This window comes from Lacrimispora algidixylanolytica, assembly GCF_003609635.1.
GTDB classification, from domain to species: domain Bacteria; phylum Bacillota; class Clostridia; order Lachnospirales; family Lachnospiraceae; genus Lacrimispora; species Lacrimispora algidixylanolytica.
The window spans coordinates 29,466-53,453 of the sequence record NZ_MCIA01000003.1 but is presented as its reverse complement, the minus strand read 5'-3'; the positions used below and the strand labels follow the sequence as shown (position 1 = coordinate 53,453).

Annotated in this window: 27 protein-coding genes; 4 read left to right on the top strand and 23 right to left on the bottom strand. The window is 39.3% G+C overall.

All coding sequences use genetic code 11. The annotated features are described in order from the left end of the window. Positions 1–102: 102 nt before the first annotated feature. From BET01_RS03655 to BET01_RS03590, 14 genes are all read right to left on the bottom strand, one after another. Positions 103–663 carry a histidine phosphatase family protein gene (locus tag BET01_RS03655; protein WP_120195416.1) on the bottom strand — a complete coding sequence of 187 codons (561 nt, stop codon included), beginning with the start codon at positions 661–663 and terminating at the stop codon, positions 103–105. Positions 664–813: 150 nt separating this feature from the next. Next, positions 814–2,040, bottom strand: coding sequence for a hypothetical protein (locus BET01_RS03650; protein WP_120195415.1), 1,227 nt, complete (start codon positions 2,038–2,040; stop codon positions 814–816). 127 nt (positions 2,041–2,167) lie between these two features. Further along, positions 2,168–2,614, bottom strand: a complete 447-nt coding sequence (locus BET01_RS03645) for a GNAT family N-acetyltransferase (protein ID WP_120195414.1) — start codon at positions 2,612–2,614, stop codon at positions 2,168–2,170. Between the two features lie 306 nt (positions 2,615–2,920). Then, positions 2,921–3,874 carry a GNAT family N-acetyltransferase gene (locus BET01_RS03640; RefSeq protein WP_120195413.1) on the bottom strand — a complete coding sequence of 318 codons (954 nt, stop codon included), beginning with the start codon at positions 3,872–3,874 and terminating at the stop codon, positions 2,921–2,923. A 599-nt stretch (positions 3,875–4,473) separates the two neighbouring features. Then, positions 4,474–4,740, bottom strand: a complete 267-nt coding sequence (gene rpsR, locus BET01_RS03635) for a 30S ribosomal protein S18 (protein ID WP_120195412.1) — start codon at positions 4,738–4,740, stop codon at positions 4,474–4,476. Positions 4,741–4,761: 21 nt separating this feature from the next. After that, complete coding sequence (locus BET01_RS03630; protein WP_120195411.1) at positions 4,762–5,211, bottom strand: single-stranded DNA-binding protein; 450 nt, start codon at positions 5,209–5,211, stop codon at positions 4,762–4,764. Between the two features lie 22 nt (positions 5,212–5,233). Further along, positions 5,234–5,521, bottom strand: coding sequence for a 30S ribosomal protein S6 (rpsF, locus tag BET01_RS03625; RefSeq protein WP_120195410.1), 288 nt, complete (start codon positions 5,519–5,521; stop codon positions 5,234–5,236). A 151-nt stretch (positions 5,522–5,672) separates the two neighbouring features. Further along, the gene (locus BET01_RS03620) at positions 5,673–5,870 is read right to left on the bottom strand and encodes a DUF951 domain-containing protein (protein ID WP_120195409.1); all 198 of its coding nucleotides are present in this window, start codon (positions 5,868–5,870) and stop codon (positions 5,673–5,675) included. A gap of 42 nt (positions 5,871–5,912) precedes the next feature. Beyond that, positions 5,913–6,902 (bottom strand): aldo/keto reductase, encoded by a 990-nt coding sequence (locus BET01_RS03615; protein WP_120195408.1) that lies wholly within the window; start codon positions 6,900–6,902, stop codon positions 5,913–5,915. Between the two features lie 32 nt (positions 6,903–6,934). Then, positions 6,935–7,660: an NAD-dependent protein deacylase gene (locus tag BET01_RS03610; RefSeq protein ID WP_120195407.1), complete on the bottom strand. Its 726-nt coding sequence runs from the start codon at positions 7,658–7,660 to the stop codon at positions 6,935–6,937. 105 nt (positions 7,661–7,765) lie between these two features. Next, positions 7,766–8,812, bottom strand: coding sequence for a GNAT family N-acetyltransferase (locus tag BET01_RS03605; protein ID WP_120195406.1), 1,047 nt, complete (start codon positions 8,810–8,812; stop codon positions 7,766–7,768). Further along, positions 8,809–9,735, bottom strand: coding sequence for a DUF2156 domain-containing protein (locus BET01_RS03600; RefSeq protein ID WP_120195405.1), 927 nt, complete (start codon positions 9,733–9,735; stop codon positions 8,809–8,811). Before BET01_RS03600 ends, BET01_RS03605 begins: the two co-directional genes overlap by 4 nt. Before the next feature lie 26 nt (positions 9,736–9,761). Further along, complete coding sequence (locus BET01_RS03595) at positions 9,762–10,166, bottom strand: hypothetical protein (protein WP_120195404.1); 405 nt, start codon at positions 10,164–10,166, stop codon at positions 9,762–9,764. A 91-nt stretch (positions 10,167–10,257) separates the two neighbouring features. After that, positions 10,258–11,208 (bottom strand): helix-turn-helix transcriptional regulator, encoded by a 951-nt coding sequence (locus BET01_RS03590; RefSeq protein ID WP_120195403.1) that lies wholly within the window; start codon positions 11,206–11,208, stop codon positions 10,258–10,260. A 185-nt stretch (positions 11,209–11,393) separates the two neighbouring features. On the opposite strand from BET01_RS03590, the gene BET01_RS03585 reads away from it, so the two are divergent. After that, entirely contained in the window at positions 11,394–11,636 is a 243-nt protein-coding gene (locus tag BET01_RS03585) for an HPr family phosphocarrier protein (protein ID WP_120195402.1), read from the top strand. Between the two features lie 58 nt (positions 11,637–11,694). Here BET01_RS03585 and BET01_RS03580 read toward each other — a convergent pair whose 3' ends face one another. The 3 genes from BET01_RS03580 to dapA form a co-directional block, all read right to left on the bottom strand. Next, positions 11,695–13,710 carry a methyl-accepting chemotaxis protein gene (locus BET01_RS03580; RefSeq protein WP_120195401.1) on the bottom strand — a complete coding sequence of 672 codons (2,016 nt, stop codon included), beginning with the start codon at positions 13,708–13,710 and terminating at the stop codon, positions 11,695–11,697. A 139-nt stretch (positions 13,711–13,849) separates the two neighbouring features. Further along, positions 13,850–14,758, bottom strand: a complete 909-nt coding sequence (locus tag BET01_RS03575; protein WP_120195400.1) for an amidohydrolase family protein — start codon at positions 14,756–14,758, stop codon at positions 13,850–13,852. A 128-nt stretch (positions 14,759–14,886) separates the two neighbouring features. Continuing rightward, positions 14,887–15,783: a 4-hydroxy-tetrahydrodipicolinate synthase gene (dapA, locus tag BET01_RS03570; protein ID WP_120195399.1), complete on the bottom strand. Its 897-nt coding sequence runs from the start codon at positions 15,781–15,783 to the stop codon at positions 14,887–14,889. A 120-nt stretch (positions 15,784–15,903) separates the two neighbouring features. Between dapA and dpsA the strand changes: the two genes are divergently transcribed. Continuing rightward, positions 15,904–16,752 carry a dipicolinate synthase subunit DpsA gene (gene dpsA / locus BET01_RS03565; protein ID WP_120195398.1) on the top strand — a complete coding sequence of 283 codons (849 nt, stop codon included), beginning with the start codon at positions 15,904–15,906 and terminating at the stop codon, positions 16,750–16,752. Further along, positions 16,749–17,327 (top strand): dipicolinate synthase subunit B, encoded by a 579-nt coding sequence (locus BET01_RS03560; RefSeq protein WP_120195397.1) that lies wholly within the window; start codon positions 16,749–16,751, stop codon positions 17,325–17,327. The genes dpsA and BET01_RS03560 overlap by 4 nt, the downstream gene beginning before the upstream one ends. A 59-nt stretch (positions 17,328–17,386) precedes the next feature. Here BET01_RS03560 and BET01_RS03555 read toward each other — a convergent pair whose 3' ends face one another. From BET01_RS03555 to BET01_RS03530, 6 genes are all read right to left on the bottom strand, one after another. After that, the gene (locus BET01_RS03555) at positions 17,387–17,944 is read right to left on the bottom strand and encodes a GNAT family N-acetyltransferase (RefSeq protein WP_158584977.1); all 558 of its coding nucleotides are present in this window, start codon (positions 17,942–17,944) and stop codon (positions 17,387–17,389) included. A 163-nt stretch (positions 17,945–18,107) separates the two neighbouring features. Continuing rightward, the gene (locus tag BET01_RS03550; RefSeq protein ID WP_120195395.1) at positions 18,108–18,962 is read right to left on the bottom strand and encodes a class II fructose-bisphosphate aldolase; all 855 of its coding nucleotides are present in this window, start codon (positions 18,960–18,962) and stop codon (positions 18,108–18,110) included. A gap of 10 nt (positions 18,963–18,972) precedes the next feature. After that, positions 18,973–20,820 (bottom strand): fructose-specific PTS transporter subunit EIIC, encoded by a 1,848-nt coding sequence (locus BET01_RS03545; protein ID WP_120195394.1) that lies wholly within the window; start codon positions 20,818–20,820, stop codon positions 18,973–18,975. Between the two features lie 2 nt (positions 20,821–20,822). Beyond that, complete coding sequence (locus BET01_RS03540) at positions 20,823–21,743, bottom strand: 1-phosphofructokinase family hexose kinase (RefSeq protein WP_120195393.1); 921 nt, start codon at positions 21,741–21,743, stop codon at positions 20,823–20,825. Positions 21,744–22,001: 258 nt separating this feature from the next. Beyond that, a complete protein-coding gene (locus BET01_RS03535; protein ID WP_120195392.1) occupies positions 22,002–22,742 on the bottom strand; it encodes a MurR/RpiR family transcriptional regulator in 741 nt (246 codons plus the stop codon). Between the two features lie 283 nt (positions 22,743–23,025). After that, positions 23,026–23,232, bottom strand: a complete 207-nt coding sequence (locus tag BET01_RS03530) for a helix-turn-helix domain-containing protein (protein WP_120195391.1) — start codon at positions 23,230–23,232, stop codon at positions 23,026–23,028. Positions 23,233–23,386: 154 nt separating this feature from the next. Here BET01_RS03530 and BET01_RS03525 point away from each other — a divergent pair, with 154 nt between their 5' ends. Continuing rightward, on the top strand, positions 23,387–23,863 hold the full coding sequence (locus tag BET01_RS03525; RefSeq protein ID WP_120195390.1) for a helix-turn-helix domain-containing protein: 477 nt from the start codon (positions 23,387–23,389) through the stop codon (positions 23,861–23,863). The last annotated feature ends 125 nt before the right edge of the window (positions 23,864–23,988 follow it).

Genomic DNA, 23,988 nt, shown 5'->3' with positions numbered 1-23,988 from the left:
ACAAAATATAGATAATATGTGTTTCTTATTTTCTTAATAATGACTGATTTATAAATATAATGGAATGATACATTAATTATACAGTTTGCTCATTTGGAGTGATTAGTCAATCCATTTAAAGCATTCAAAGCTACCACAATAGTTAATGCTATATGGTGTACAATATTGTACTTTGGCTTCCCCTGTAAATCTTCTTATTATTCCTCCATGAGCAACTACAATTATTTTTTCATACCTCTCTTTATAGTAAAAGTGAATCACGGGATTAATACGATCAATTATTTCATCAATTTCTTCCCAATTTCTTTTTTCGTCCTTGGGATAAATCCCTTTGCAATTACAGAAATCCTGATATAAAGTATCAGCTTCCTCAGAAGATTTAAATTGAAAGGTCTTATCTGGTTCCCATTCACGCAAATCCATTTCAACATTCAATTTGATTCCTGTTTCACGTGATATAATGGCTGCCGTTTGCAGGGCGCGAGGATATGGTGATGAAACAATTATTTCACTTTTGCTTAAAATACTATTTAATGCAACCTTCTCAGCCTGCACTATTCCTAGTTCAGATAATGGAGCTAAAGCTCTTCCATGTCCTATAAATCCTCTTTCGTCACATGGAGTATAATTAGGTTCACCATGCCTAATAAAAATAACTTTCATACTGCACCTAGAACAATATAAATAATTAGTTTATAAATAATCTAGCCTTTAACTTTTAGCTCTACACTGATACATTATAAATATAATGGGAAGTTTAACACTCTACAAAATTGGAATTTGACTCTCTTTGCTTAATTCAATAATAAATAATTATGAGATGATTTTTATTATCTCCATAATTCTCTCATAAATATTTAAAATTCTCGTTTTTGTTGAAGTTTCTGTACAATTGCTATTTATATAAGAACAATAGTCAATTTTATCGTAAATCATTTCTATTTTACTAAACTTGACCAAATCATACCGAAAGTTGATATCTGTTTCATTCTTTAGGAATTCTAAATGTTCCTCAAGTATTCTAAAGTATCTGTAGCAAAGTGGCGTTATTAAATCTATTTCATTTAGTTGAAACGCCGGGTAATCAGATTTGAAAATTTTACCTTCCCAATAATACTCTAATGCACAAGTCGAGATGTTTTTAAAATACTTTAACAATTCTTGTTTAACAGATTTAATCGTAGTTGCAGTTCCTGTATTATCATCTATCAATATAATATTTGTACACTCTGGGTATTGAGTACTTAATAAATGTACCTGGTCAAGCAAGGATAATTCACAATAATAATCTTTATCATACTTTGAAAACCTAACATATTCATACCCTGCCAAACCGGAACGGCAACTCCTGTCAGTGGTATATTTTTGCATAGAAATGAAAAATGGTGGTATTAGTGCAGCCCCTTGTAAAGGTGAAACGATAATATCGTGTTCTCCAATATAATCACACATTGCAAAATAAGAAATAAACATAATAAGGATATTGTCCATTTCTGAATATTCACGAACATGGGTAATATTAAGTTTTTTCATATCCAATATTATCCTGTCAATTAAGCCTAAAGGTAGCGGTGGAAATTGAACTAATTCTTCATTAAAAATAATTCGAGTAATATGGTCAGTTAAATCTATTAGGTATTCTTTAAGTGCTTTATAATAATTAATATCCAAAGAAGTATAAGAGAATATGATACCAACTAATTTTGCTATACATGACAACATATATTCCGTGAGTGAAAACATAATATATCTTTTATTATCAAACGATAATTCCAAATTTAATATGATCGGTGCGTCTAAGGCTATACTTTTTACCAAGTCTGTTGTAACAACTAAATCAGTTGAATAATAGGAACCGTTTCTGTTACAGTAAAACGGTTTCTTTAGACTAAAATATTTCTCTAATATTAGAAGATATCGGCTGTACTCTTCTTCAAACTTATCTGACTCAATATAAACCTCCCCTGCATAACCAAACTTATATTTAGATAATATAGTTTGATTTAAGTATGGTTTAATCATTTTATATAAATCATTCAAACTAACACCTCTCAAGTTAATGCTACTTGTAACCCCATGTATATAATTTCTATTCTTTAACCTAACTATTCCCTTGTGAATATAATGAAAAGCCATCTGTTATAGAAGACGAGGAACAAATTCAACTTTACGTTAGTTTGACATATTCTATCTCATCATCATTTCTTGAAATTTCTTTATAGCCGAACTTAGTGTATAAATGTTGATTTCCTACACTAAATACTGGTGTTGATAATTGCCACTCCTTAATGTCTGGGTGCATCATCTCAACTAACTGCATTACTTTATATCCGTACCCATTATTTTGATATACTGGATTAATTACAAAATCCTCAAATCTCATTTTGTTACCTTCTATCGGGATCAAGAATAATCCACCAATAATGTTATTATCTAAAACGATTTTGTATGCTATAAAATTAGTTATAATATCCTTCTCAGATTCTACTTTATCATACCCAGGGGGCCCTCCATTTCTACCCAAGTATGTATTTATTTCTTCATTAAAAGCCTTTATCTTTATTTCTGTTATTGCCTCTGCATATTTTAATAGTGCTCTTTTTACCTCCACCATAATTTACTCCCTGTACTAAAAGGACAATCTATTAGTTTAAAATTATATATTGTTATAAGAATATCCCCAGCGATTGTTTAGTTATAGTTATTTGTCAGCATCTGTCTTTCTAATAAATATAATGAGAAGTCCAGAATCCCTATATAACCAGGATTTTTATCTACAACATATTTTCCAATTCATTATTATTTCTGATTCTAGTTACTTTTACTCCATATCTGGACGTATATATCTATTCACTGTATGCATAACCTTTACCATGATTGTCCTCGTAAGAAACGGATTTTCCTACCTATCTTATACCCATTATTTATTGGCATCCTTATTTATTGTCCTTCTTACAGAGCGTATTATTGGTTTAAAATTTTTCGGCCAGAACCGTAATGCGTTAGAATTAGAAGTCTCAAAGCTTACATGAATAAATGGCTTCCCTTGCTCCCTGCATAAAATAAAAACTTTTTCCAATAAACAATTACCGATTCCCTTCCTTCTGTATTCTGGGTTTATATATGCTCCTATAGATTTTATATATGCGCTATCACGCGTTGTTAAATGCTCAATGTGAAAGCCTTGGTTTATAGTAAAACTCATTACACCAATAATATTTCCATTATCCCATGCAATTAAAACATGATCTTTACAAATCAAATCAATAAGTTCGTCTTTTGTATGTTCCTTTCTTACCAAAAATATTGGGGAGTTAGCATAATATTCGTTTATCGTTTTTGCAAATTCATATAATGCATCTACATCATTTTTGTTGGCATAAGTAATCTTATACTCGGATTTTATGTAAGATCTAATCTCACTGGTTGACTGACAGGCATCTATGACATATGAGCCAAAACCTAAATCATATAAGTTATTCTTAAGAGTATCATCATCAAAATATGTCATCCACAAGTGATTAAATCTATTATCGAACACCCATCTATTAGAAGCATAATCATACATTTCCTGATATATCTCCCACTTATCTCTTACTGATGCCGCATGACCAACAATGGGCAAAAATGCTGTTTTCTCATTATGGAATTCAAAGTACATCCACGCCATAAAACCAACAACATTATTATCTATTTTTGCTACTATTGCATTATTTTTATTTATTTGTTCTTTTATGTATGACTCAATTAACGTCTGACCTCCATCTATAAAATTAGGAAATGCACTAAAATGACAATAATATTTAAATTGAGTTTTCCAAAGATTGATTGCTCTGGGAATATCATCATATTGCATTAAAGAAATATTAATCAAAAATCATACCTCCTATAATGTAAATATTCTTCGTTACATACTTCAATATAAAAGATTTTTATATATAGTTCAATAATCTGTCGATAACTAAGACAAAGCGGATAGATTAGCAAATCCAGTACTTCAATTCTACATTTTTTCAATCCCAACAAATTTATCAAACATAATATCACCAGCCATCTTATAACCACTTATATACTGACTAAATCCTGTAATATCAAAAGACTCATATTTACACTCCATGGTTTAACTAATGATTTTTTCTTTCGTAACTTTAAGTTTTATTTATGATTTTCAAAACATCTTTCAATTTCCCATTATTGCTATAAGCCAGAAAAACAACCAATACTCTATCAATAACTAATTATATACCATATTAATTTTATTTTCCATATTTAACCATCCTATTTTCAAAACATTCCTTCCTAAAATCCCTCCCCCCAGTCTACTTAATCCCATTAAAAAAAGACCCCACACTCACATGTGAAGTCTTCCATATTACGAAACTCTCTTCCCGTCCAATTCCTCGTCCGAAAAAATCATCCCGCTTATATTAATTTTCAACCCATTACCACTAACAAACCCTTATAAAATAAGGATTAGTCCATAGTGTAAGGCATAAGAGCGATATGTCTAGCTCTTTTGATAGCAACAGTAAGTGCTCTCTGATGTTTCGCACAGTTGCCTGTGATACGTCTAGGAAGGATTTTTCCTCTCTCAGATACATATCTTTTTAATTTATTTGCGTCTTTAAAATCGATAACGCCGTTCTTTTCGCCACAGAATACGCAGACTTTCTTTCTTCTACGCATGCCGCCTCTTTTGAACTTAGCGCCATCAGCTTTATCATTTCTATTATATGCCATTGGTACTACCTCCTATCAGGTTTAGTTGAATGGAAGTCCTTCGTCTTCGACTCCATCCGGAATGTTCATGAATCCGTCACCGATTGCACTGGAAGGAGTTGGTCTGGAGGTTGGCTGAAAACCGCCATCTCCGGAAGCTCCGCCTTTGCTGTCTGCGAATTCCTGATCTTCTACAACGATATCTGTTGTATATACTTTAATGCCATCTTTATTCGTATAATTTCCAGTCTGGATCCTACCGGAAACCAATACTCTCATACCCTGACGGAAATACTTCTCTGCAAACTCACCAGCCTTGTCAAATGCGACACAGTTGATGAAATCTGCGGTCTGTTCATTGCCATCCTGATTTCTGCGGCCTCTGCGGTCAACAGCAAGGCTGTACCTTGCGATGGCCATAGAACGCTCACCTTGGGAATATCTTACTTCTGGATCACGGGTTAATCTACCCATAAGGATTACTTTGTTCATACGATCACACTTTCTTTATCTATTATGCCTCTTGTCTAACGCATAAGTATCTGATAACCGGTTCCATAATACGAATGTGTGCTTCTAATTCGTTTGGTGTTGTGGAATCGCCATCAAATTTGATGAAGTAGTAGAAACCCTCTTTCATCTTCTGAATTTCGTAAGCTAATCTCTTCTTACCCCATTCATCGATGTTAGTTACAGCTCCGCCGAAACGAGTAATATAACCCGTAACCTGCTCAAGAGCTGCTGTTCTCTCATCATCTTCGAGCTTTGCGCTAATAACAACGGCTAACTCATATTTGTTCATGCTTGTTACCTCCTTGTGGTCTCTGGCCCCTGCTTTCAGTTTCAGGAGCAAGGATTATATGTGTCACGAGTTAACATTATACCGGAAACGCTGAACAAAAGCAAGTCCTTTTCTCAACTTTAGGTGCCTTTTCCAGTATATTTACGCGATTTCATGGCTTTAGATTGCCATCACTGCTCTTTAAGCCCCTGGTATTTTTTTCCACCAGCTTTCTTGGTACCATAATCATGTGTCCGCAGCCCATACATTTCAAGCGAAAATCAGCTCCGACTCTTAATATTTCCCATTCCTGACTACCACAGGGATGCTGCTTTTTCAGCTTTACAATATCTCCAATTTCATAAATCATAGTAATACCCGCCTGTCCTTTCCGGGCCGCCCTTATATCTAATTATTTTAATATATTATCGATTAGCTTTAATTCTTCCTTAGAAAAATCTGTATTTTTCAAACAATCCACATTGTCTTTTAACTGTCCTACGCTGCTGGCTCCAATTAAAACAGTGGTAACTGCTTCTTCTCTTAGTACCCAGGCAAGTGCCATCTGAGCCAGACTCTGGCCCCTTTTCTTTGCCACTTCATTTAACTGCCTTACAACAGATAAATTTTCCTCTGTCAGGTAGCGGCCACCTATGGTGCTTCCCGCTCTTGCCGCTCTGGAATCTTCTGGAACGCCATTTAAATATCGATCCGTAAGCGCACCCTGTGCTAACGGACTATAGCAGATACAGCCAGTTCCGCTCTCAAGCAATGTGTCAAAAAGACCCTCTTCTGCTACTCGCTCAAACATGTTATATCTAGGCTGTGCGATGAGGCAGGAAATTCCCATTCCCTTTAATACCTTAATGGCTTCCTTTGCTTCTTTACTGCTGTAATTGGAAATTCCTACGTACAGTGCCTTTCCCTGTCTTACGATGTCAGCTAGAGCGCCCATGGTCTCTTCTATAGGTGTATTAGGGTCTGGTCTGTGATGATAGAAGATATCGACATAATCAAGTCCCATACGCTTTAAGCTCTGGTCAAGACTTGCCATTAGATACTTTCTAGAACCCCAGTTGCCATAAGGTCCTGGCCACATGTCAAATCCTGCTTTGGTAGAAACGATCAGTTCATCTCGGTATCTTATAAGATCGCTTTTTAATACAGCTCCAAAAGTCTCTTCCGCTTTTCCAAAGTAAGGAGCTCCGTAGTTATTTGCCAAATCAAAGTGAGTGATTCCCATATCAAATGCGCTTAATAAAATGTCTCTCTGAACCGTGGGAGCCTTCTCCATACCAAAGTTCTGCCATAGTCCCAGAGATACCCTGGGAAGCATGATTCCGCTTTTCCCGCAACGCTTGTAATGCATGGTTTCATATCTTTCTTTTGCCGCCTCATACATAGTGTTTTTCTCCTTTTTCAAGTGAATTTTCTTTAAACCGAATCATGAAGCACCTGTCCAATACTGCCGCTAATAACAAGATCTGCCCTGTCGTCCAGGGGAGTGACTGTCTTATTAATTAAGACCATTCGATCCCCTCTGTAATAATCAATTAGTCCTGCTGCCGGATAAACCGTCAGGGAGGTGCCTCCGATAATCAGCATGTCTGCGTTTGAGATGTAGGACACTGCCTTGCTCATCACGCTTTCATTTAGACTCTCTTCATATAAAACCACATCAGGCTTAATTAGCCCTTTACAGTCACAACGGGGAACCTCATTTTCGTCCATGGAAGCAAGCATTTCTTTCAGGTTATAAAACTTCATACACTTGGTACAATAATTTCTTTTTACAGAGCCATGAAGTTCCAATACCTCTACACTACCTGCTGCCTGATGGAGTCCATCGATGTTCTGGGTTATGACAGCCTTTAATTTCCCCATATCTTCAAGCTTTTTTAAGGCATGGTGGGCTTTATTGGGCTTTGCCTGGGGAAATATCATTTTATTACAGTAAAACCGGTAAAACTCCTTTGGATTCTTCCGATAAAAGCTGTGGCTGATTATGGTTTCCGGAGGATACTTATACTGTTCCTGATAAAGGCCATCCACTCCTCTAAAATCAGGAATATCGCTTTCCGTAGATACGCCTGCCCCACCAAAGAACACAATATTGTTGCTGGCTTTCATCCATTCTTTTAACTGACTTACCCCTTCCATACAAAACCCTTTCTTATATCAATAAATCCGCATACAAAAATGCAGGGCGGATTATAATTAATCCGCCCGCAAATACCAGTCGGATTGTAAAACCGACAAACAATGTTAAGTTACCTCATTAAAGAATACACCCTTTAATGGCCGAATGCGGTCCACCATGGCCTCTGCATCAGCAGAAACAGATGGAAGGCTATATCCAAACAGCCAAGAGGTCATCTCGCTGATGGTAAGAGAAATATGGGGTGTTAACCCGCTTTCTTCTACTGGAGAGATGCTAGACCCCTTCCGGTCAAGCTTCCATAGAAACAAGCCGTTATTTTGAGGGATGAACTTGTCCTTTATCTCAAGGAGCATCTCCATCTCACTTACCGGACTTTCTTCCTTTAAGCCAATGACAGAAGCAAATCGTTCCAGATGAATGATTCTTCCCATGGCATAAGGTTTTGTTTGGCCGCTTTCCTTCAAGTATTCCGGCAGACAAATCAGTTCTCTTAAAGCACCTGCCGTCTCTCCGTAATAAGCCCAAACGCCAGCCAAGGTTTCCTTCTCATCCTTAGTGGTGAGAAGAATTAAATCTCCACTGTCGCTTCTGACTTCTTTACTCAGATCCCGGTAGTATTCTTCATTACGAAGAGCATAGACCTCATATTGTTTTTCAAGCTGTCGCTCTACAAAATCAGAGACTTCTTTGCACTCATCAGAACGTTCCAGAAAAGCACGGCGGTTTAAGTGGGTTCTTCCTGCTTGATTCAGCTTCTTCGTAGAGAGATCACTAATATAGGTGAAATCAAAGGGTTGGTAAATAGCAGGATCAACTGGAACCAAAAAGCAAAAAGGCATTCGTTCCTCATACATATCCAAAAAGCACCGGTCTAAAAGCCGTCTCATATATCCCTGATGGCGAAAGTCAGAAGCCGTAGCCACTCCAGCCACGTAATCGATGGTCCAAACATGGTCCTTCACCACGACCTCATAAGGATTGCGATGAAGCATAGCAGCCATATTCTCATCCTTATAAGCGGCCAATACCTTATTCTTAAACACTCGATCCGAATAGTAGTAATGAACAAAGCTTTCCGAATCCTCAGAAAAAACTTTTTCCCAAAGCTTTCTGCTTTCCACTTTTTCTTCCTGCTTTAAATACCGTATCATTGCGAAAAACCTTTCTGAAGTACGCCGAATTTCCTTGCAAATCCCATAGGATAATAAGACATCTTAGCCCGGCGTAAGCCCTCCATACCAACATCGTCTTCTCGATTGACCAGATTTACTTCCTCTGTAAATCCGTGAAGTAAGAACTGCTGGTTGATAAACTGATAAAGTCCCTTAATTTCAGGGTCTGCTTTTTCAATATGGATGACAGCCATCTTTTCCAGAGGATTATAGGTACCGATGGTAAATGCCTTTAAGCTTCCGTCAATGAAAACTCCAGCCATTCTTACATTGAGCATGGAGCAATTTTTCAGAATATCATGAATACCCATTACCTCGTAATCAAGCTGACGAACAAATTCTGCTGCTTCAACCTTGTTCTCCCACCACTCATCAAGGAAAGATAGAACGGATTCCCGGTCTGAACAGATGAGTGACCTGTATTCGTGACGGCCTTCATATTCTTTTAGAAAGTTATTTAAATGATTTTTCTTCTTATGAAGTTTCTTACCTGCTAGAGTTCTCAATGCTTGAGCATCATAAAGGTAATCTTTTAAGTCTTCCTCTTCTTTAATAAGAAACTTTTCTGGATCCAGATCTAAATAATTAATTGCGTCTTCATCCGCAAGGAAAATCTGGAGAGGTTTTTTTAACACCTGATTAAAATATTCCACTAATTGCTGAAAATAATAGGAAAGATCTTCTTCCCTGCAGATGGGCATTGCGGTAAATGGTTCTCCGCCCTTTTCCATTAAAAATAAAACCGCTTTTTCATCAATGACAGTATACTTTACCTGATAATAATCTCTCCAGATAAAACTATCCAAATAGACACTGTCACATGTTTTATTGGGCCGTAAAGCATAGAACGGAGCAATCTTTTGCATGTCCTCTGCCTGAAGCGGCTTAAATTGTAAATTCATAATAGTTCCCTTCTAAAAAAATATATCTAGCTTTTTTTCACAAAATCCGTCTTGCAATTAGGGCAGTGAATGCTCACCTTCCCTTTTCCTCTTGGAATTCTGATCTTCTGACTGCAGCTTGGGCATTTATAAATATGGTATTGCCTTATCTGCTGGATCTTAAAACGCCATTTCTTAAAAACTTCTGTTACCCGAAAGGAAAGGCGTTCAAATTTCTGATTCTCTTCAAAGCGTTTTCTTATATTCTTTGAAAACATGCGAAAATAACATAGCGCCATGAAAAGAAAAGCCAGGATATCAACCCAGGAATTACGGATAAAAACACCTGCAATCAACAAGGCAACAGAAAATCCAATTAAAAATCGACTCAATTTATCCGCACCATACCGACCAATCATAAACCATGAAAAGCATTCCCGAATTTGGCTCATCTTATATTCCTCGCCCCTTTTTCGTTTTGTCTTAACTATAATAACCTATGATTGGAAAGTCAATGTTACTCCGTCATATTTCATAATCTTTTCAGAATTTGCCTTTGGAGCTGTCTCTAAATTGTTTTGGCGTTATTCCATATTTTTGTTTAAACAAACGGTGAAAATAGCTGCTGTTTTCGTATCCGATTTCCACGATAATCTCCTCAACTGGCATTGTCGTAGAAGACAGATAGCCCGCCGCACGGTTGAGCCTGATTAGCTGAAGGCATTCCGTAAAAGTCATCTTGTAATATCGCTTAAATAAGCGGCTAACGTAATAAGACGGCTGCATGGATAACGTAGAAAACTGATCTAGGGTGGCACAGGTGTAGTTATTTTCCAAATATTTGTATGCTGTGAGAACAATCTCTTCCTCATATTGCAACATATCATGAGTTTCCGCTTTACCTGCATCATGAAGAAGCTCCATGATAAGTATACCCATGGTAGCCTGATTAATCTCTTGTCTGCCTTCTTTTTCTTCTGCATGGGACCAGATCATGTTTTCAAGCAGATTTTTAGCCGGCAGTATCTCACTTAAATGAAAGTGAAGGTAATCTGCCTGCGGCTCTTTGCCTTTGGTTGATGTACCAATAAAACGATGCAAAACATCTCCGCATTCTCCCATAAATGCAGGATGACTGAAAAATTCCGGCATCAAAAAGAAATGGATTGCCAAATCCTCTTCTCCTGCCGGTTCGATGGCATGGCTGGTTCCTTCTCGAAGCAAAAGCAAATCGTTGGTCCCCAGTGCAAGCCTTCTTGTGCCGTTAATGACATGAACCGTAGATCCACTGTACATATAAATCAGCTCAACGTAATTATGAGTATGATTTGATATGGCGATGTGGCAGGGCTGACAATACATATCCATCAGCTTTCCCGGTCTTATTACTATATTCTTATCCACCACTTTATCTTTATAATCATTCTTATAATGCTGCAAAATTGAAGTTGCATGCGATGAATCTCTTAAACGTTTCAGAAGTTCTTTCTTCATATTCCCCTCCAAACAACAGTTTCACATGCCCTTCCCCCAAGTCATTATAACACCAATCTTCAAAACTTTGCAAGAAAAGACGGTTTTTATACAAATTTAGACATATCTTAATGTCACATTTTGTCATATAATCAGGGCAAAACAACAAATATGTAACCAGAATTATTTTTATGAGGTGAAGCGATATGAAAAAGTACTCAATCCGAATTAACAACATCGAAGATATTACCACATTTGTCAGAACGGTAACCAAGTTTGATTATGACGTGGATTTATGCAAAGGAAGCGTTTTAGTAGACGCAAAATCCATTCTTGGTATCATGACAATCTGTCCGAATCCGGCTCTGGAGTTGATCATCTATAGCAATGAGCATGAAGATATTCTGGATTCCCTGTCTGATTTTCTTTTGGAAGAAAAGACCGCGTAACGTACATAGTAAAAAAGATGCCAGGCAAGAAATTTCTTGCCTGGCATCTTTTTTATTTCTAATTCACCTTAAATTCATTGACCAGTCCTTTTAACCTACTGGCATGTTCATAAAGATCCTCACTTGCTGCAGCTCCCTCCTCTGCGTTGGCAGAGTTTGTCTGAACGACTCCGGATATCTGATCCACGCCAATGGTTACCTGACGAATGGCCTCAGACTGTTCCACCGAAGCTTCTGATATCCTGCTGACCCGATCTGTCACCTGACGGGTGGTATTTACTGCACTAGTAACGGATTTTGCCGCCTGATCTGCAAGGCTGGTTCCATTCTCCACCGCTCTTATGGCACCGTCAATGAGTTCTGCCGTATCCTTAGCTGCTGCTGCGCTTCTGGAAGCTAGATTCCTTACCTCATCGGCAACTACAGCGAATCCTTTCCCTGCCTCTCCTGCACGGGCCGCCTCTACGGCTGCATTAAGTGCTAGGATATTGGTCTGGAATGCAATTCCTTCGATGTCTTTAATAATCTTGCTGATCTCGTTAGAGCTTTCTGTGATGTCAGTCATAGCAAGAACCAGTTCTCCCATGTGATGATTACTGGTCTCAAGCTCTCCTGCTGCCTCCATGGCCTGCTCATTGGCTCTGGCTGAATCCTTGGCGTTTTGTTCAATTTTATGGGAGATCTCATTGATTGTGGAAGCCAGTTCTTCTACGGAAGCCGCCTGCTGGGACGCTCCGTCCGCCAGTGATTTTGAGCTTTCAGAAATATTCTGAGAGCCATAGGCTACCTGATCCGAAGTGATTGTAATCTGTTCCATGGTGGTTGTCAGCGTGCTTCTGATCTTTAACATGGAATTTTTAATCTTTGCAAAATCACCCTTGTAATCATACTGGAGCTGGAAAACAAGATTTCGTTCTGCGATTTGATCCAAGACAGCAGATATCTCATCAATATAATTTACATAATTCTTTAATTGACTGGAGGTATTGGAAAGAGATTCTGCCACTAGGCCAATCTCATCGTTGGTGCTTACATCTACAAAAACATCAAGATCACCTGCTGCGATCTGTTTTGCGGCTATAGACAGTTTAGCCAAAGGCTTTGAAATCCCTTTTGCCACCAGGAAAATAAGAAAAATTAAAACCAGTGCAGATAATGCAAAGACAATACCAACCGTAGCGATTACCTTATTTTGCTGGGAAAGAAACTCCGACCTTGGAAGGCTGGAAAGCACGAACCAACCAGTATTTCCTGCTTTTTTAATGGATCCGGCATAAGATACTTGATCCATGGTATAGTTGAAATCACCACTTTCCTTCTTCGCAAATGCTTCTTTGATGTTAGGAGAAATATCAATTTCAGAAATATTTTTCTGAATCAAATCTTTGTTGGGATGGGTAACAATCAATCCACTTTCAGTCGTCAGTATAACCGAACCAGAAGTGCCAATTCGGTAGGTTGCCATAATGTCGTTTAAATGAGCAAGCTGAATATCAAGTCCCATCACTCCAAGGGGTTCTCCAGAGCCTTTTTTCGTTACGCCACTGGCTGCAGTAATAATGGTAAGCCCAGAGCTGGCATCTACATAAGGTTCTGTAAGGACTGGCTTGTCCGTTTGTGTGGCCCGAAACCAGGGTCTTGATGTGATATCCCAGCCATCCTTAGACGTAAAATTATCAGATTGAGTCACCTGGCTTAAATCCACATCGGCAATCCAGGACGCTAAGATATTTTCCGTATCTGCCGCTTGAATCTTATCAAGGGTTGCTCTCACCTGGGGATATCCTTCGCTATCTGGCATCCGTATCTTCCCAGTTGCCTTTGACAGATACTCCTCCACCTGCTGGCTGGCAGATGCACTCTTTGTCTGTGCCATATAATAGCTTAAGAATGAGTCTACCTGATTGGCGGCGGCCAAAGATGCCGCATCCAGTGTCTGAAAGGACTGTGCTTCCATGCCTTTTTCTACCCGTTCTGAGATAATAATGCCAGATAGGATAAAAATAAGAATGACAGGAACCGATATTCCAAGAAGCATCTTGGTAAAAATATGTACTTTAATTTTTTTCTTCATAGGCAACCTACCTACCTCTCCCAGTTTTTATAAATATATCATGTTGAAAAAAAGACCGCAAGACACAGAAATTGCCTAATATTTTCCGCAATTTTGGATAATATTAGGCAATTTCCCGTTTAGATTCTTAAGTTGTCATTCAAAAGAATACATTACACGCATTATCATAAAAAATCTTCTTTTTTTCTTGCTCATTTAACAAATTGCTGTCCATGAGGAAGTTTACATAATTCTTGTAGGTGTCCCTCTTAAGCACAGAGGGTATGTCCGTACCAAACAGCAAACGCTCCGCTCCTACGATGTCTTTCCCAATCTGAATGGACCTTCTGGCATTTTCATAAGGATAGGTGTCCGGGCCACAGATATGAGGAAGGGAAGCAAGGTCAAACCATACATTCGGAAGGGTTAAGAGGTCAAGGCCCCATTTTAACTTGTCCTCATCCGTTGTTGACACTGCAAGGAGATGACAGACCACGAACTTCATGTTAGGGTGGTTTAAGATGGCTCTTCTAAGAGCCTCCACTTGCCAGCTTTCGCTCCCGCATTTTCCAATATCAATGACAAAGACAAGTCCTTTCTCATCTGCATAGGAATAGGCTTCTTCCATGATTTCACCATCTAAAGGCAAGGTGTGATGATTGCTCATAAGGCCAGAACCTGTACTCACTTCAAACTTTACAATCTTAAATGAAAGTTCCTCAAACAAGTGCTTTAAAATCTTATCCTTATTTCTGGAAAATGGATCATAGGAGGCTGCGCCTACAAATCGGTCAGGATAGCGCTTTACGGCTTCATGTGTGTATATATTTTGGAACCCATAGTAGTTTCCCTGTAAAAGAACTGCCTTTTCCACTTCATTCTCATCCATAATTTTAAGGATCTGCTCTGGGGTCACCTGTTCTCCGCCAAACATGGGTGGTATCATCTGAGGAACTACTTCACCACTTGCATAGATTGCATCGCCATTGCCTATGGAGCGAAGTTCTCCCCCAGAGCCTGTACCAGCGATGTATTGTACCAAATGAACGTGACTGTCGATAATTTTCATTCCTGTCCCCTTTTCTTTTATTTCATATTATCATACAGGAACAAGAAAAATGCAACTCTTTTGGCATCAGTGGGAGGGATCAGAATTTTCATGTTCCGATCCCCCCTGTGCCATTTCAACTGAACTTCTTACGTTTCAAACTGAACAAAATAAGATGCCATAATCTCTCTTAACTTCTTTTTCTTATCCGGGTCAAGCTTTGTCATTGGAAGTCTAAAATTCTCCCCACAAAGTCCCAGCATGGAAGCTGCGGTTTTTACCGGAATGGGATTTACCTCCATAAACATGGCATTCATAATCTTTAACAGCTCTAACTGCATATCTTTACTTTTCTCAATCTCACCGTCAAAGAAATGCTGACATAACAGGTGCATTTCAAACGGCATAATATTAGCCAGCACAGAGATGACACCCTTTCCACCAAGAGCCATAATAGGCAGTGTCAAATCGTCGTTTCCTGAGTAGATATCCAGCCTGCTGCCGCAAAGTGCAGCTACCTTAGAAACATGAGTAATGCTGGCATTTGCCTCCTTTGTTGCCTGGATATTAGGGTGCTCTGAAAGCGTTTTATAGGTTTCCGGTTCCACATTGATCCCGGTTCTAGTTGGTACGTTATAAATAATAATTGGTATATTCACACTATCTGCAATGGTATTATAATGCTCAATCAGCCCCTGCTGGGAGGCTTTGTTATAATAAGGGGTCACAACCAAAAGTCCTGAGGCGCCAAGGGCCTGGGCCTTTCTTGACATCCGGACCGCGTGTAAGGTGTTGTTACTTCCGGTCCCCATGATAACTGGCACCCTATGGTTTACATAATGTATCGTAAGCTCCAGCAGTTCCAATTTTTCCTTTTCCTCAAGTGTCGAGGATTCTCCTGTGGTTCCATTGACTATGATGGCATCCGTGCCATGTTCTAATTGAAACTTCAACAATTTTTCTGTTGCCTTTAAATCTAGGTTCCCATGCTCATCCATTGGAGTGACGATTGCTGCTCCAGAGCCTTTAAAAATTGCATTTTTCATAGACATCCATTCCCAAAATTAGAGGTTCATACTAACAAAAGTATGACAAACATCCCCTAATGGTACCATACACAAATCAAAATTTTCATCATATAAACCAGTATAAGGAGTGATGACCGTATGCATAATTTTCTTCTTTTAGGCGGCGATCTAAGGCAGCTTTATTTAAGCCGAATTCTTACCCAAAACGGCTTTTCAGTTACAGTTCACTATGATAAGGAGGATTCCTCCTTTTCCATTGATAAAGCCATTAAGAGCAGCAAGATCATACTCTGTCCGATTCCATTTACAAAGGATAAATTAAATCTGTTTTCCGTTCATAAGATGGACGATTTGGGCATTGGCAATCTATTAAGCCTGCTGACTCCAGATCATATCCTTTTTGGGGGAGCGATCCCAGATGATGTGAAACAATACGCAAAGGAAAATCAGATAAAGTGCTTTGACTACATGGACATGGAAGAAATTACTGTAAAAAATACCATAGCAACTGCAGAGGGCGCCATTGCAGAGGCCCTTATAGAAAGCCCCGGCTGCCTTCACAGGAACCGCTGTCTGGTTACGGGCTTTGGCAGATGCGCAAGAACTCTGGCATTAAAGCTTAAAGGGCTTGACGCCTCCGTTACCATTACAGACAGAAAAGACACCCAGCTTACGCTGGCTTCATCCATGGGTTTTGATACCGTGGCTCTTTCTGATTTATCCCAAACCATAGGGGAATATTCATTCATTTTCAATACCATACCGGCTTTGGTTTTGAATGAGGATTTAATCCGCCTTACGAAGCCGGAGGTTACCATTATTGATATCGCCTCCGCCCCTGGCGGCGTAGATTTTGATTTCTGTAAAACGCAAAATATCCGGGCCAAATTATGCTCCGGACTTCCTGGAATCTACGCACCGGAAACCTCCGGTGAAATCTTATTTGAAGCAATTGTTAAGTGTCTCGCTAAAAGGAGTGGCATATGAAACTGAAGGGATTAAAAGTGGGCCTGGCCGTAACCGGCTCCTTTTGTACGTTCGATAAGATAGAAACGTCCACCAAGCTTCTCACAGAACTGGGCGCAGAGGTATATCCTATTTTTTCTACTAATGTACAAATTACCGACTCAAGATTTGGTGATACTGGGGAATATATGGATCGGATTGCTGAAATGACAGGTCACAATCCAATTCTCCGTGTAGAGGACGCAGAGCCTATCGGGCCAAAAGCATACCTGGATATTCTGCTCATTGCCCCCTGCACCGGAAATACCCTTGCCAAACTGGCAAATGGGATTACAGATTCTCCAGTTCTTATGGCTGCCAAAGCCCATTTAAGAAATTCAAAACCCCTGGTTATCTCCATTTCCACAAACGATGCCATGGGGATTAATTTTAAAAACATTGGCGAATTATTTAACGCTAAAAATATTTATTTTGTCCCTTTTGGCCAAGATGACCCGGTCAAAAAGCCTACCTCTTTGATTGCTCATACCGAGTTAATTTCAGATACTCTGGAACTAGCTTTGGAAGGGAAACAGATTCAGCCAGTTATTTATTAATCACAGGTTAGGCGAAGCTTGATAGGCAAAAGGCTGCTGCAATTCCCTTTGCAGCAGCCTTAGTCTTGTTCAAATGCAATATCTGTCTCTGAGGACTTACTATAAATTCGATTCCTATAGTCATTCATTCCCTTTCCATGCTGTTTGTTATAGCTCATGAGATAGTGGGACCTAGATTTGTCATATACCTGGAATCCAGCGTCTACAAGCAGGCTCTTCCATGGATCGGATTGAAATACGGTTATATACACTGGTTTGTGGGTCTCCTGAGAACGGGATACGAGATGGCTTAAGAAAAATTCCTTTAGCCCCTTACCACGGAAAGAGGGAGAAACATGCAAGGCCACTTCACTGATCTGGTCCTCCTGCTCCTTGTAGGAAAAGAAGCCTATGGTATTTTCATCTTGCAAGATTTTGCAAAAATGAGGGACCTCCAAAAGCCGATGGAAACTATCCTTGCTGATTATGGTCTGGATTCTGTTATCCCAACCTCCATAATACTGATCTACATATCTTTTACAGCAAGCTTTTTTGAGTTTTATATATGTATTTAAATCATCTATTTCCACATCCTGTAACAAAAGTCCCTGACGTATCAAATCATCCGGTAATACCATATGCCCTCCTAACTGCGACTGCCGCAAAACCTGTCTATGTACTTCCATTATATTCCTGCGTTCATCAGATAAAACCAGAAGTATTTATTCCCCCTAGAATTAAAAGAGGAGCCATCCTACCTTCGTTAAGATGACCCCACATGCTACTTCGTCTATATTGTTATTAAAACCTACCTCTGCCAATACTTCTGCAGGTGGAAATCCGGTCAATTACGTAACGTTTCACCAGCTCTATCCCTCTTTTTCCATAGAGCTTTGGATCAATCACAAAATCATCCCCAGCAATGATCTGCCTTACCCCTTTGGTGTAAGCGATCCGTAAATCTGTTGCATAGTTGACTTTGCAGATCCCCTCTGATATGCACTCGCGTACAATCTCATCTGCTACCCCAGAGGTACCATGAAGAACTAAAGGTATGGAAACCTTTTTCTTTATATCTTTTAACAAATCAACACGGATATTAGGTTCCCCTTGATAAACACCATGTGCCGTCCCAATGGAAACCGCCAGTGAATTGATTTCCGTCTGTTTTACAAAATAAGCCGCTTCCTCTGGAGAAGTAAGACCGCCATCCTCCCCATCTAAGTCATCCTCTTTGCCGCCTACCCGTCCAAGCTCCGCTTCCACCGGAATCTTTTGAAGGCGGCATGCGTCCACCACCCGTTTTGTCAAAGCGATGTTTTTCTCCAGGGAATAATGGGAACCGTCAATCATAATAGACGTATATCCTTCCCTCAGCGCCTTAATAGCCAGTTCATAGCTGCTGCCATGGTCTAAATGAAGTGCAACCGGGACCGACGCCGCTTCCGCCAATGCCTTAGCATTGGCATAGTAGAGATTTAGACCTGCATAGCTGACTGTAGAGGGCGTTGTCTGTAAAATCACCGGAGATTGCATTTCCTCCGCCGCCTCAATAACAGCCATCATCATTTCCATATTTTCCACATTAAATGCCCCGACTGCATAATGATCCCTTTGGGCATTGAGAAGCATCTCCTCTGAAGTAGCTAACGGCATTTTTACTCTCCTATTCTTTCTCCAGCAGTGCAACGATCTCTTCCTTTGTGCTGCATTCATTCAAACGTTTCACAAAGGCCGGTTCCATTAGTTTCTGAGACAAATCTGACAGTAATTTTAAATGGGTGTCACCTTCTCCCTCCCCAACAGCAATCATAAAGACGGCTGAAACAGGAACCTTATCTGTGGCATCATAGGTAATTCCTTTTTTGGAAAGCCCCACTGCAACCCTTGGAGTATTAACAGCTGGAGATTTCCCATGAGGAATTGCAATTCCAGTTCCAAATGAGGTAGAGGAAAACTCCTCCCTTTTCATGATTTCTTTTTTGAATGCTTCTGCGTCATTTAACACCCCGTCCGCCTTAAGCATCTGAATCATTTCATCAATTACATCTTCTTTCTCTGTCTGTTCCAAGGAAAGGGACACGGTTTCCACCTTAAATAAGGGTGATAGAGAAATGGTTTCTTTTACTTCATCCAAGGTCTCATTGGTTTCCTTAACAGGTGGAGTTACTAGTATGTAAAGAAATGCGCCTACAATAGAACCAAGCAAGATACAAGCCACCCAAACCAAAGGCTTATTAACCAATCCCAGAATCAAGAACCCACCATGAGGAGCTGGAACCTGAACCTTCATGAGATAAGTTGCAACTGCTGAGATAGAGGAACTTATCATGAGAATGGGAATTACCTTTAAGGGATTCTTAGCTGCAAAGGGAATTGCCCCTTCTGTAATATGTGTGCTTCCTAAAATGTAGTTAACCAATGCTGCCGTACGATCTTCCTCTGTAAAACGATTTTTCTTCATAGTTGCTGCAATTGCAAGTACAAGAGGTGGTGTAATACAAGCGGCAGAGACTCCAGCCATAAAATAAAAATTTCCCTGTCCAAGAAGTACCGTTCCAGTCACGTAAGCTGCCTTATTTACCGGGCCACCCATATCAAATGCACTCATACATCCAATGACGATTCCCAAAAGTATGGGGCTGGTATCTTGAATTTTAGTCAGGCTTTCCATCATCCAATGATTTAAGGCCGCACAAGGCTGGCTAAAAAGCATCATAAGGATTCCAACACCGCCAATGGTAATAATGGGTACGATAAAAATAGATTTCAATCCTTCTAACTGTCTAGGAAGTCCTCTTAAAGCCTTAACGGCTGCCAAAGCAATATATCCAGCCAGAAAACCGGAGATAATTCCACCAAGGAAACCAGCATCAGTACTTCCTGCTATCATACCTCCAACAAAACCAGCAAGCAGTCCCGGTCGTCCACCGATCGACTCGGCTATGTACGCACTGAGCACCGTTACCATTAATCCCATGGAATAACCACCCACGGACTTTATGAGAGCCGCTACCTTGTTATACTGCTCCGAAGCCGGATCAAAGGAATAAATACCCCATAAGAATGAAATGGCCGTCAAAACGCCTCCTGCCACCACCAGAGGCAGCATATGAGAAACACCATTCATCAGATGCTTATAGATCTGATAGGCCGCACTGGCATTTTGCGTCTGGCTGTTGTCACTTTTTTTATTCCCCTTGCGAATGGGCACCGAACGGTTTAGACATGCCTGAACTAAATCCTCTGCCTTGTTCATCCCATCGGATACGGATACCTCCAAAACTGGCTTTCCGTTAAAACGATCCAAATCCACGTTTTTGTCGCAGGCCACAATAATTGCATCCGCAGATGCAATCTCCTCTGCTGTCAATAAATTTTCTACTCCAATGGCTCCATTGGTCTCAACCTTAATTTGGCATCCCAACTTTTTTGCTGCTTCCTTCAAAGCCTTTTCTGCCATAAACGTGTGGGCGATCCCTGTAGGACACCCTGTAACCCCCAACAATTTCATACTCACTCCACCTTTCTCACCTTAATTTCTCTTGTGTATTCTTCTACTTTATCCATTAAACCAAGGCCGCTGCTTTCTGCTACATTTGCGCCGACCGCGGCAGAACGTTTTAATGCCATTTCTATATCAGAAGAATCTTTAAGCCATATACTTAAAAATCCCGCTAGTGAAGCATCCCCTGCGCAAGCAGAGCTTACCAGCTTCACTTTCTTTGTCCCGGCATAATACATGGATGTTCCGTTGTAGAAATAAGATCCACCCTCTCCAAGTGTCAGTAAAATATTTTGTGCGCCTTTTTCATAAAGGTAATGGAGAACGTCTATAATGTCCTCTTCATCTCTCATAATAATTCCAAAAATATCCTTAATTTCTTCTTCGTTTGGTTTAATTAAGTAAGGCCGAAAGGAAATCAGCTCCCCTAATTGCCTGGAACTGATATCCAAAACAACTTGGGTGCGCCTTTCCCTGCACAACTCTAGAATATCATCATAAAATGTTGGTTCAATCCCTTTGGAAAGACTTCCGCTAATGACTAACGTATCCAGCTCTGGAAGTTCTTTTAACAGGCTGCACATGTCTATTTGATTCTTAACAGGTACAAACGCACCTTCATTGACAAGCTTATATTCCTGCGTTCCGTCGTTTAAGAATATATTGATCCTGGTTATGTCTTCTACCCAAATGGGGTGTGTTTTTATAAAACGTTTCTTCGTTTCTTCTATAATATACTCCCCGGAGAACCCTCCGAAAAAGCCCAGTACTTCTGACTCCGTCTGGAACCGCTTTAAACAGTAGCTTACATTCAATCCCTTCCCATTTGGTGTGTAAACTGCCCCCGATGTGCGGGTAACTGCATTCCCTTGAATCCCATTAGAAAATATATTCATATCAATTGCAGGATTCGTTGTCAAAGTATATATCATTTATTAGCACCTCACTTATTTACAGAACCGTTTTACACTTAATTATTATAAGTAAAAACAGAATGAAAATCTTTTCAGAAAATAAAACGAGGATTAGGAATCCTTTTTACTACAAAAAATTACGCCTTGAAATGAGCCGGTAAAAGCCCTATCAAGACGTATCAAATATTCCATTCAACTATAAAATGTTCTACGGCAGATATAAGAAATCGCAGTAGAATCTTCTTGTATTATGATAACTTATATAATTCTATCCCATTAAGAATAGAAAGAAATATAATCTATAATTATCCTGCAAATCATATAAAGAGGGATTCTGGAGGAGACTTCGAATTCCTTAATAGCCTGATGGGAGTGTTTAAAACCAATCAGGGAATGCTCGCTATATGTAATCAATTTTGAGTTGTCATTGCAGCAACAGGAAATCACACAGTTTCCTCTTTGATTTGCCGTAGCCGCTGCAGAGACTAGTTCCGGTGTCTCTCCATTTAAAGATAAAATAAATAAAATATCCTCTTTCTTTAATTTTTTGGCCTTTATCTGCATGATGTTCGGGTCATCGGTAAAGAAAACATGATAATTAAGAAGCTGTAGCTTTAGAGAAAACTCCTGGCCCACATACTTTGTTAGCCCCCTGGCAAAGACTGAGATCTCTCCAGCTTCATTTAAAGATTTGATCACTGCTAAAATATCCGTTAAGGATATTCGTTCATGTACCGCCTGTGCCTCAATTAGAGTCTTATTAAACAACTCATTCATCGATTGAATCTCTTCACTTTTTGCCTTATAGCCGGACCTGTACCGTAATTCGCTAAAACCATTAAGCCCACATTTACGAATGGCTCTCGATACGGTAGATGGCGAAGAGTAAGTCTCGAAAGCAATATCAACAATAGAAAGCTCCGGAAGTTCCTCCTCGTGGCCATTAATAAAATGTATAATCTCCAGTTCTGTTTTCGTTAACCGTTCTAAGGTGTTCTTATCCAATGAAATAATCATTTGTTTCCTCCAAACTGCATTTTTGTCACCAATCTGCTGCTGTTCCACGAAAAAAGCCTGACTTTCCTAATATTATAAGCTTTTGGTAATGGTCTTAACAAGCAAATTGTTCTTTTTCCCCTCTTTCATGTATTAATTTGTCATATTTTCACCTTGAGCTCTTCCTATCCATTTCATTTATTCTTGTATTCACCCTTCATCTATTCTTGTTTTCAACTTTATCTATTCGTATCACCAGGAAAACTATAACCTTATGCCACTCCTAATGTCGCATTTTCGCTACTCATGAAGTAAAAAAAATTAGAACTGCCTCTTCTCTGCTTAGTGGTATCACCTGAACAATCTTGTTCATCTCTTCGACCGTAAAAGTATTGCCCTTTCTCTTCATCTTACGGTAAAACGTGCAACGATTCATCCCTATGGCATCTGCAACCGCCTCCTGGGTAATACCCGATTCCACAATCTTTCCTTTTAACATTTGAGTATTCATATCACTCACCTCCCCTTTAGTTGCATTTTTGCTACACCATAAAATAAGAATAGCTCAATCAATCTGAAAAGTCAACATCGTAATAGCAAAAACGCATCTTTATTCGTTGCATTTTTGCAACATAAATGATATTATACATTCAGGAGGTGGAAAAATGTCAATCACCGGTCAAAGAATAAAATCAAGAAGAAAACAAAAACAAATGAGCGCAGACGAAGTCGCAAGTAAGCTGGGTGTTTCCAGATCCACCATATTCCGCTATGAAAATGGTCATATTGAAAAAGTCCCTGCCAATGTACTAGAACGTCTGGCTGAAATCTTAGATACTACTCCTACCTATTTAATGGGGTGGGATGACGATTCTATCACTTCTAATACTCTGAATTTGAATTCCGTTTCCTCCCTTGGAAAGAGTCCAGAAGATAGGAACGCTGCCATGGTGAAAGAATCATCCGAAGATTCCTATGAGATTGATGAACGCTTTCGATTCATAAGCATGAAAGCCACACCAATTGACAAAGATTCTATCATAAATATGGCAGAGATCTATCTAACACTGACAGAAGTTGGTAAAAAGAAAGCGTTTGATTATATCATTGATTTATCCGAACATACAAAATACCAAAAATAAGGAAATAGGGATTGCTATGCCAATTTCGATAAAACCTTGGATTAAGCACTTTAACTTGATTCCTATAAAATATGATATATAATTGAAAGTATGGGCATAATCATCTTAAGGAATATTTAATTTGA

What these genes read in the sequence shown, in the direction of transcription:
- BET01_RS03545 (WP_120195394.1), bottom strand. Translation starts at nt 20,820, where the DNA reads ATGAAATTGTTGGGGGTTACAGGGTGTCCTACAGGGATCGCCCACACG.
- BET01_RS03655 (WP_120195416.1), bottom strand. Translation starts at nt 663, where the DNA reads ATGAAAGTTATTTTTATTAGGCATGGTGAACCTAATTATACTCCATGT.
- rpsF (WP_120195410.1), bottom strand. Translation starts at nt 5,521, where the DNA reads ATGAACAAATATGAGTTAGCCGTTGTTATTAGCGCAAAGCTCGAAGAT.
- rpsR (WP_120195412.1), bottom strand. Translation starts at nt 4,740, where the DNA reads ATGGCATATAATAGAAATGATAAAGCTGATGGCGCTAAGTTCAAAAGA.
- BET01_RS03620 (WP_120195409.1), bottom strand. Translation starts at nt 5,870, where the DNA reads ATGATTTATGAAATTGGAGATATTGTAAAGCTGAAAAAGCAGCATCCC.
- BET01_RS03595 (WP_120195404.1), bottom strand. Translation starts at nt 10,166, where the DNA reads ATGAGCCAAATTCGGGAATGCTTTTCATGGTTTATGATTGGTCGGTAT.
- BET01_RS03585 (WP_120195402.1), top strand. Translation starts at nt 11,394, where the DNA reads ATGAAAAAGTACTCAATCCGAATTAACAACATCGAAGATATTACCACA.
- BET01_RS03610 (WP_120195407.1), bottom strand. Translation starts at nt 7,660, where the DNA reads ATGGAAGGGGTAAGTCAGTTAAAAGAATGGATGAAAGCCAGCAACAAT.
- BET01_RS03645 (WP_120195414.1), bottom strand. Translation starts at nt 2,614, where the DNA reads ATGGTGGAGGTAAAAAGAGCACTATTAAAATATGCAGAGGCAATAACA.
- BET01_RS03580 (WP_120195401.1), bottom strand. Translation starts at nt 13,710, where the DNA reads ATGAAGAAAAAAATTAAAGTACATATTTTTACCAAGATGCTTCTTGGA.
- BET01_RS03530 (WP_120195391.1), bottom strand. Translation starts at nt 23,232, where the DNA reads ATGAATACTCAAATGTTAAAAGGAAAGATTGTGGAATCGGGTATTACC.
- BET01_RS03560 (WP_120195397.1), top strand. Translation starts at nt 16,749, where the DNA reads ATGAAACTGAAGGGATTAAAAGTGGGCCTGGCCGTAACCGGCTCCTTT.
- BET01_RS03575 (WP_120195400.1), bottom strand. Translation starts at nt 14,758, where the DNA reads ATGAAAATTATCGACAGTCACGTTCATTTGGTACAATACATCGCTGGT.
- BET01_RS03605 (WP_120195406.1), bottom strand. Translation starts at nt 8,812, where the DNA reads ATGATACGGTATTTAAAGCAGGAAGAAAAAGTGGAAAGCAGAAAGCTT.
- dapA (WP_120195399.1), bottom strand. Translation starts at nt 15,783, where the DNA reads ATGAAAAATGCAATTTTTAAAGGCTCTGGAGCAGCAATCGTCACTCCA.
- BET01_RS03600 (WP_120195405.1), bottom strand. Translation starts at nt 9,735, where the DNA reads ATGAATTTACAATTTAAGCCGCTTCAGGCAGAGGACATGCAAAAGATT.
- BET01_RS03555 (WP_158584977.1), bottom strand. Translation starts at nt 17,944, where the DNA reads ATGGTATTACCGGATGATTTGATACGTCAGGGACTTTTGTTACAGGAT.
- BET01_RS03535 (WP_120195392.1), bottom strand. Translation starts at nt 22,742, where the DNA reads ATGATTATTTCATTGGATAAGAACACCTTAGAACGGTTAACGAAAACA.
- BET01_RS03615 (WP_120195408.1), bottom strand. Translation starts at nt 6,902, where the DNA reads ATGTATGAGGCGGCAAAAGAAAGATATGAAACCATGCATTACAAGCGT.
- BET01_RS03550 (WP_120195395.1), bottom strand. Translation starts at nt 18,962, where the DNA reads ATGCCGTTAGCTACTTCAGAGGAGATGCTTCTCAATGCCCAAAGGGAT.
- dpsA (WP_120195398.1), top strand. Translation starts at nt 15,904, where the DNA reads ATGCATAATTTTCTTCTTTTAGGCGGCGATCTAAGGCAGCTTTATTTA.
- BET01_RS03590 (WP_120195403.1), bottom strand. Translation starts at nt 11,208, where the DNA reads ATGAAGAAAGAACTTCTGAAACGTTTAAGAGATTCATCGCATGCAACT.
- BET01_RS03540 (WP_120195393.1), bottom strand. Translation starts at nt 21,743, where the DNA reads ATGATATATACTTTGACAACGAATCCTGCAATTGATATGAATATATTT.
- BET01_RS03525 (WP_120195390.1), top strand. Translation starts at nt 23,387, where the DNA reads ATGTCAATCACCGGTCAAAGAATAAAATCAAGAAGAAAACAAAAACAA.
- BET01_RS03630 (WP_120195411.1), bottom strand. Translation starts at nt 5,211, where the DNA reads ATGAACAAAGTAATCCTTATGGGTAGATTAACCCGTGATCCAGAAGTA.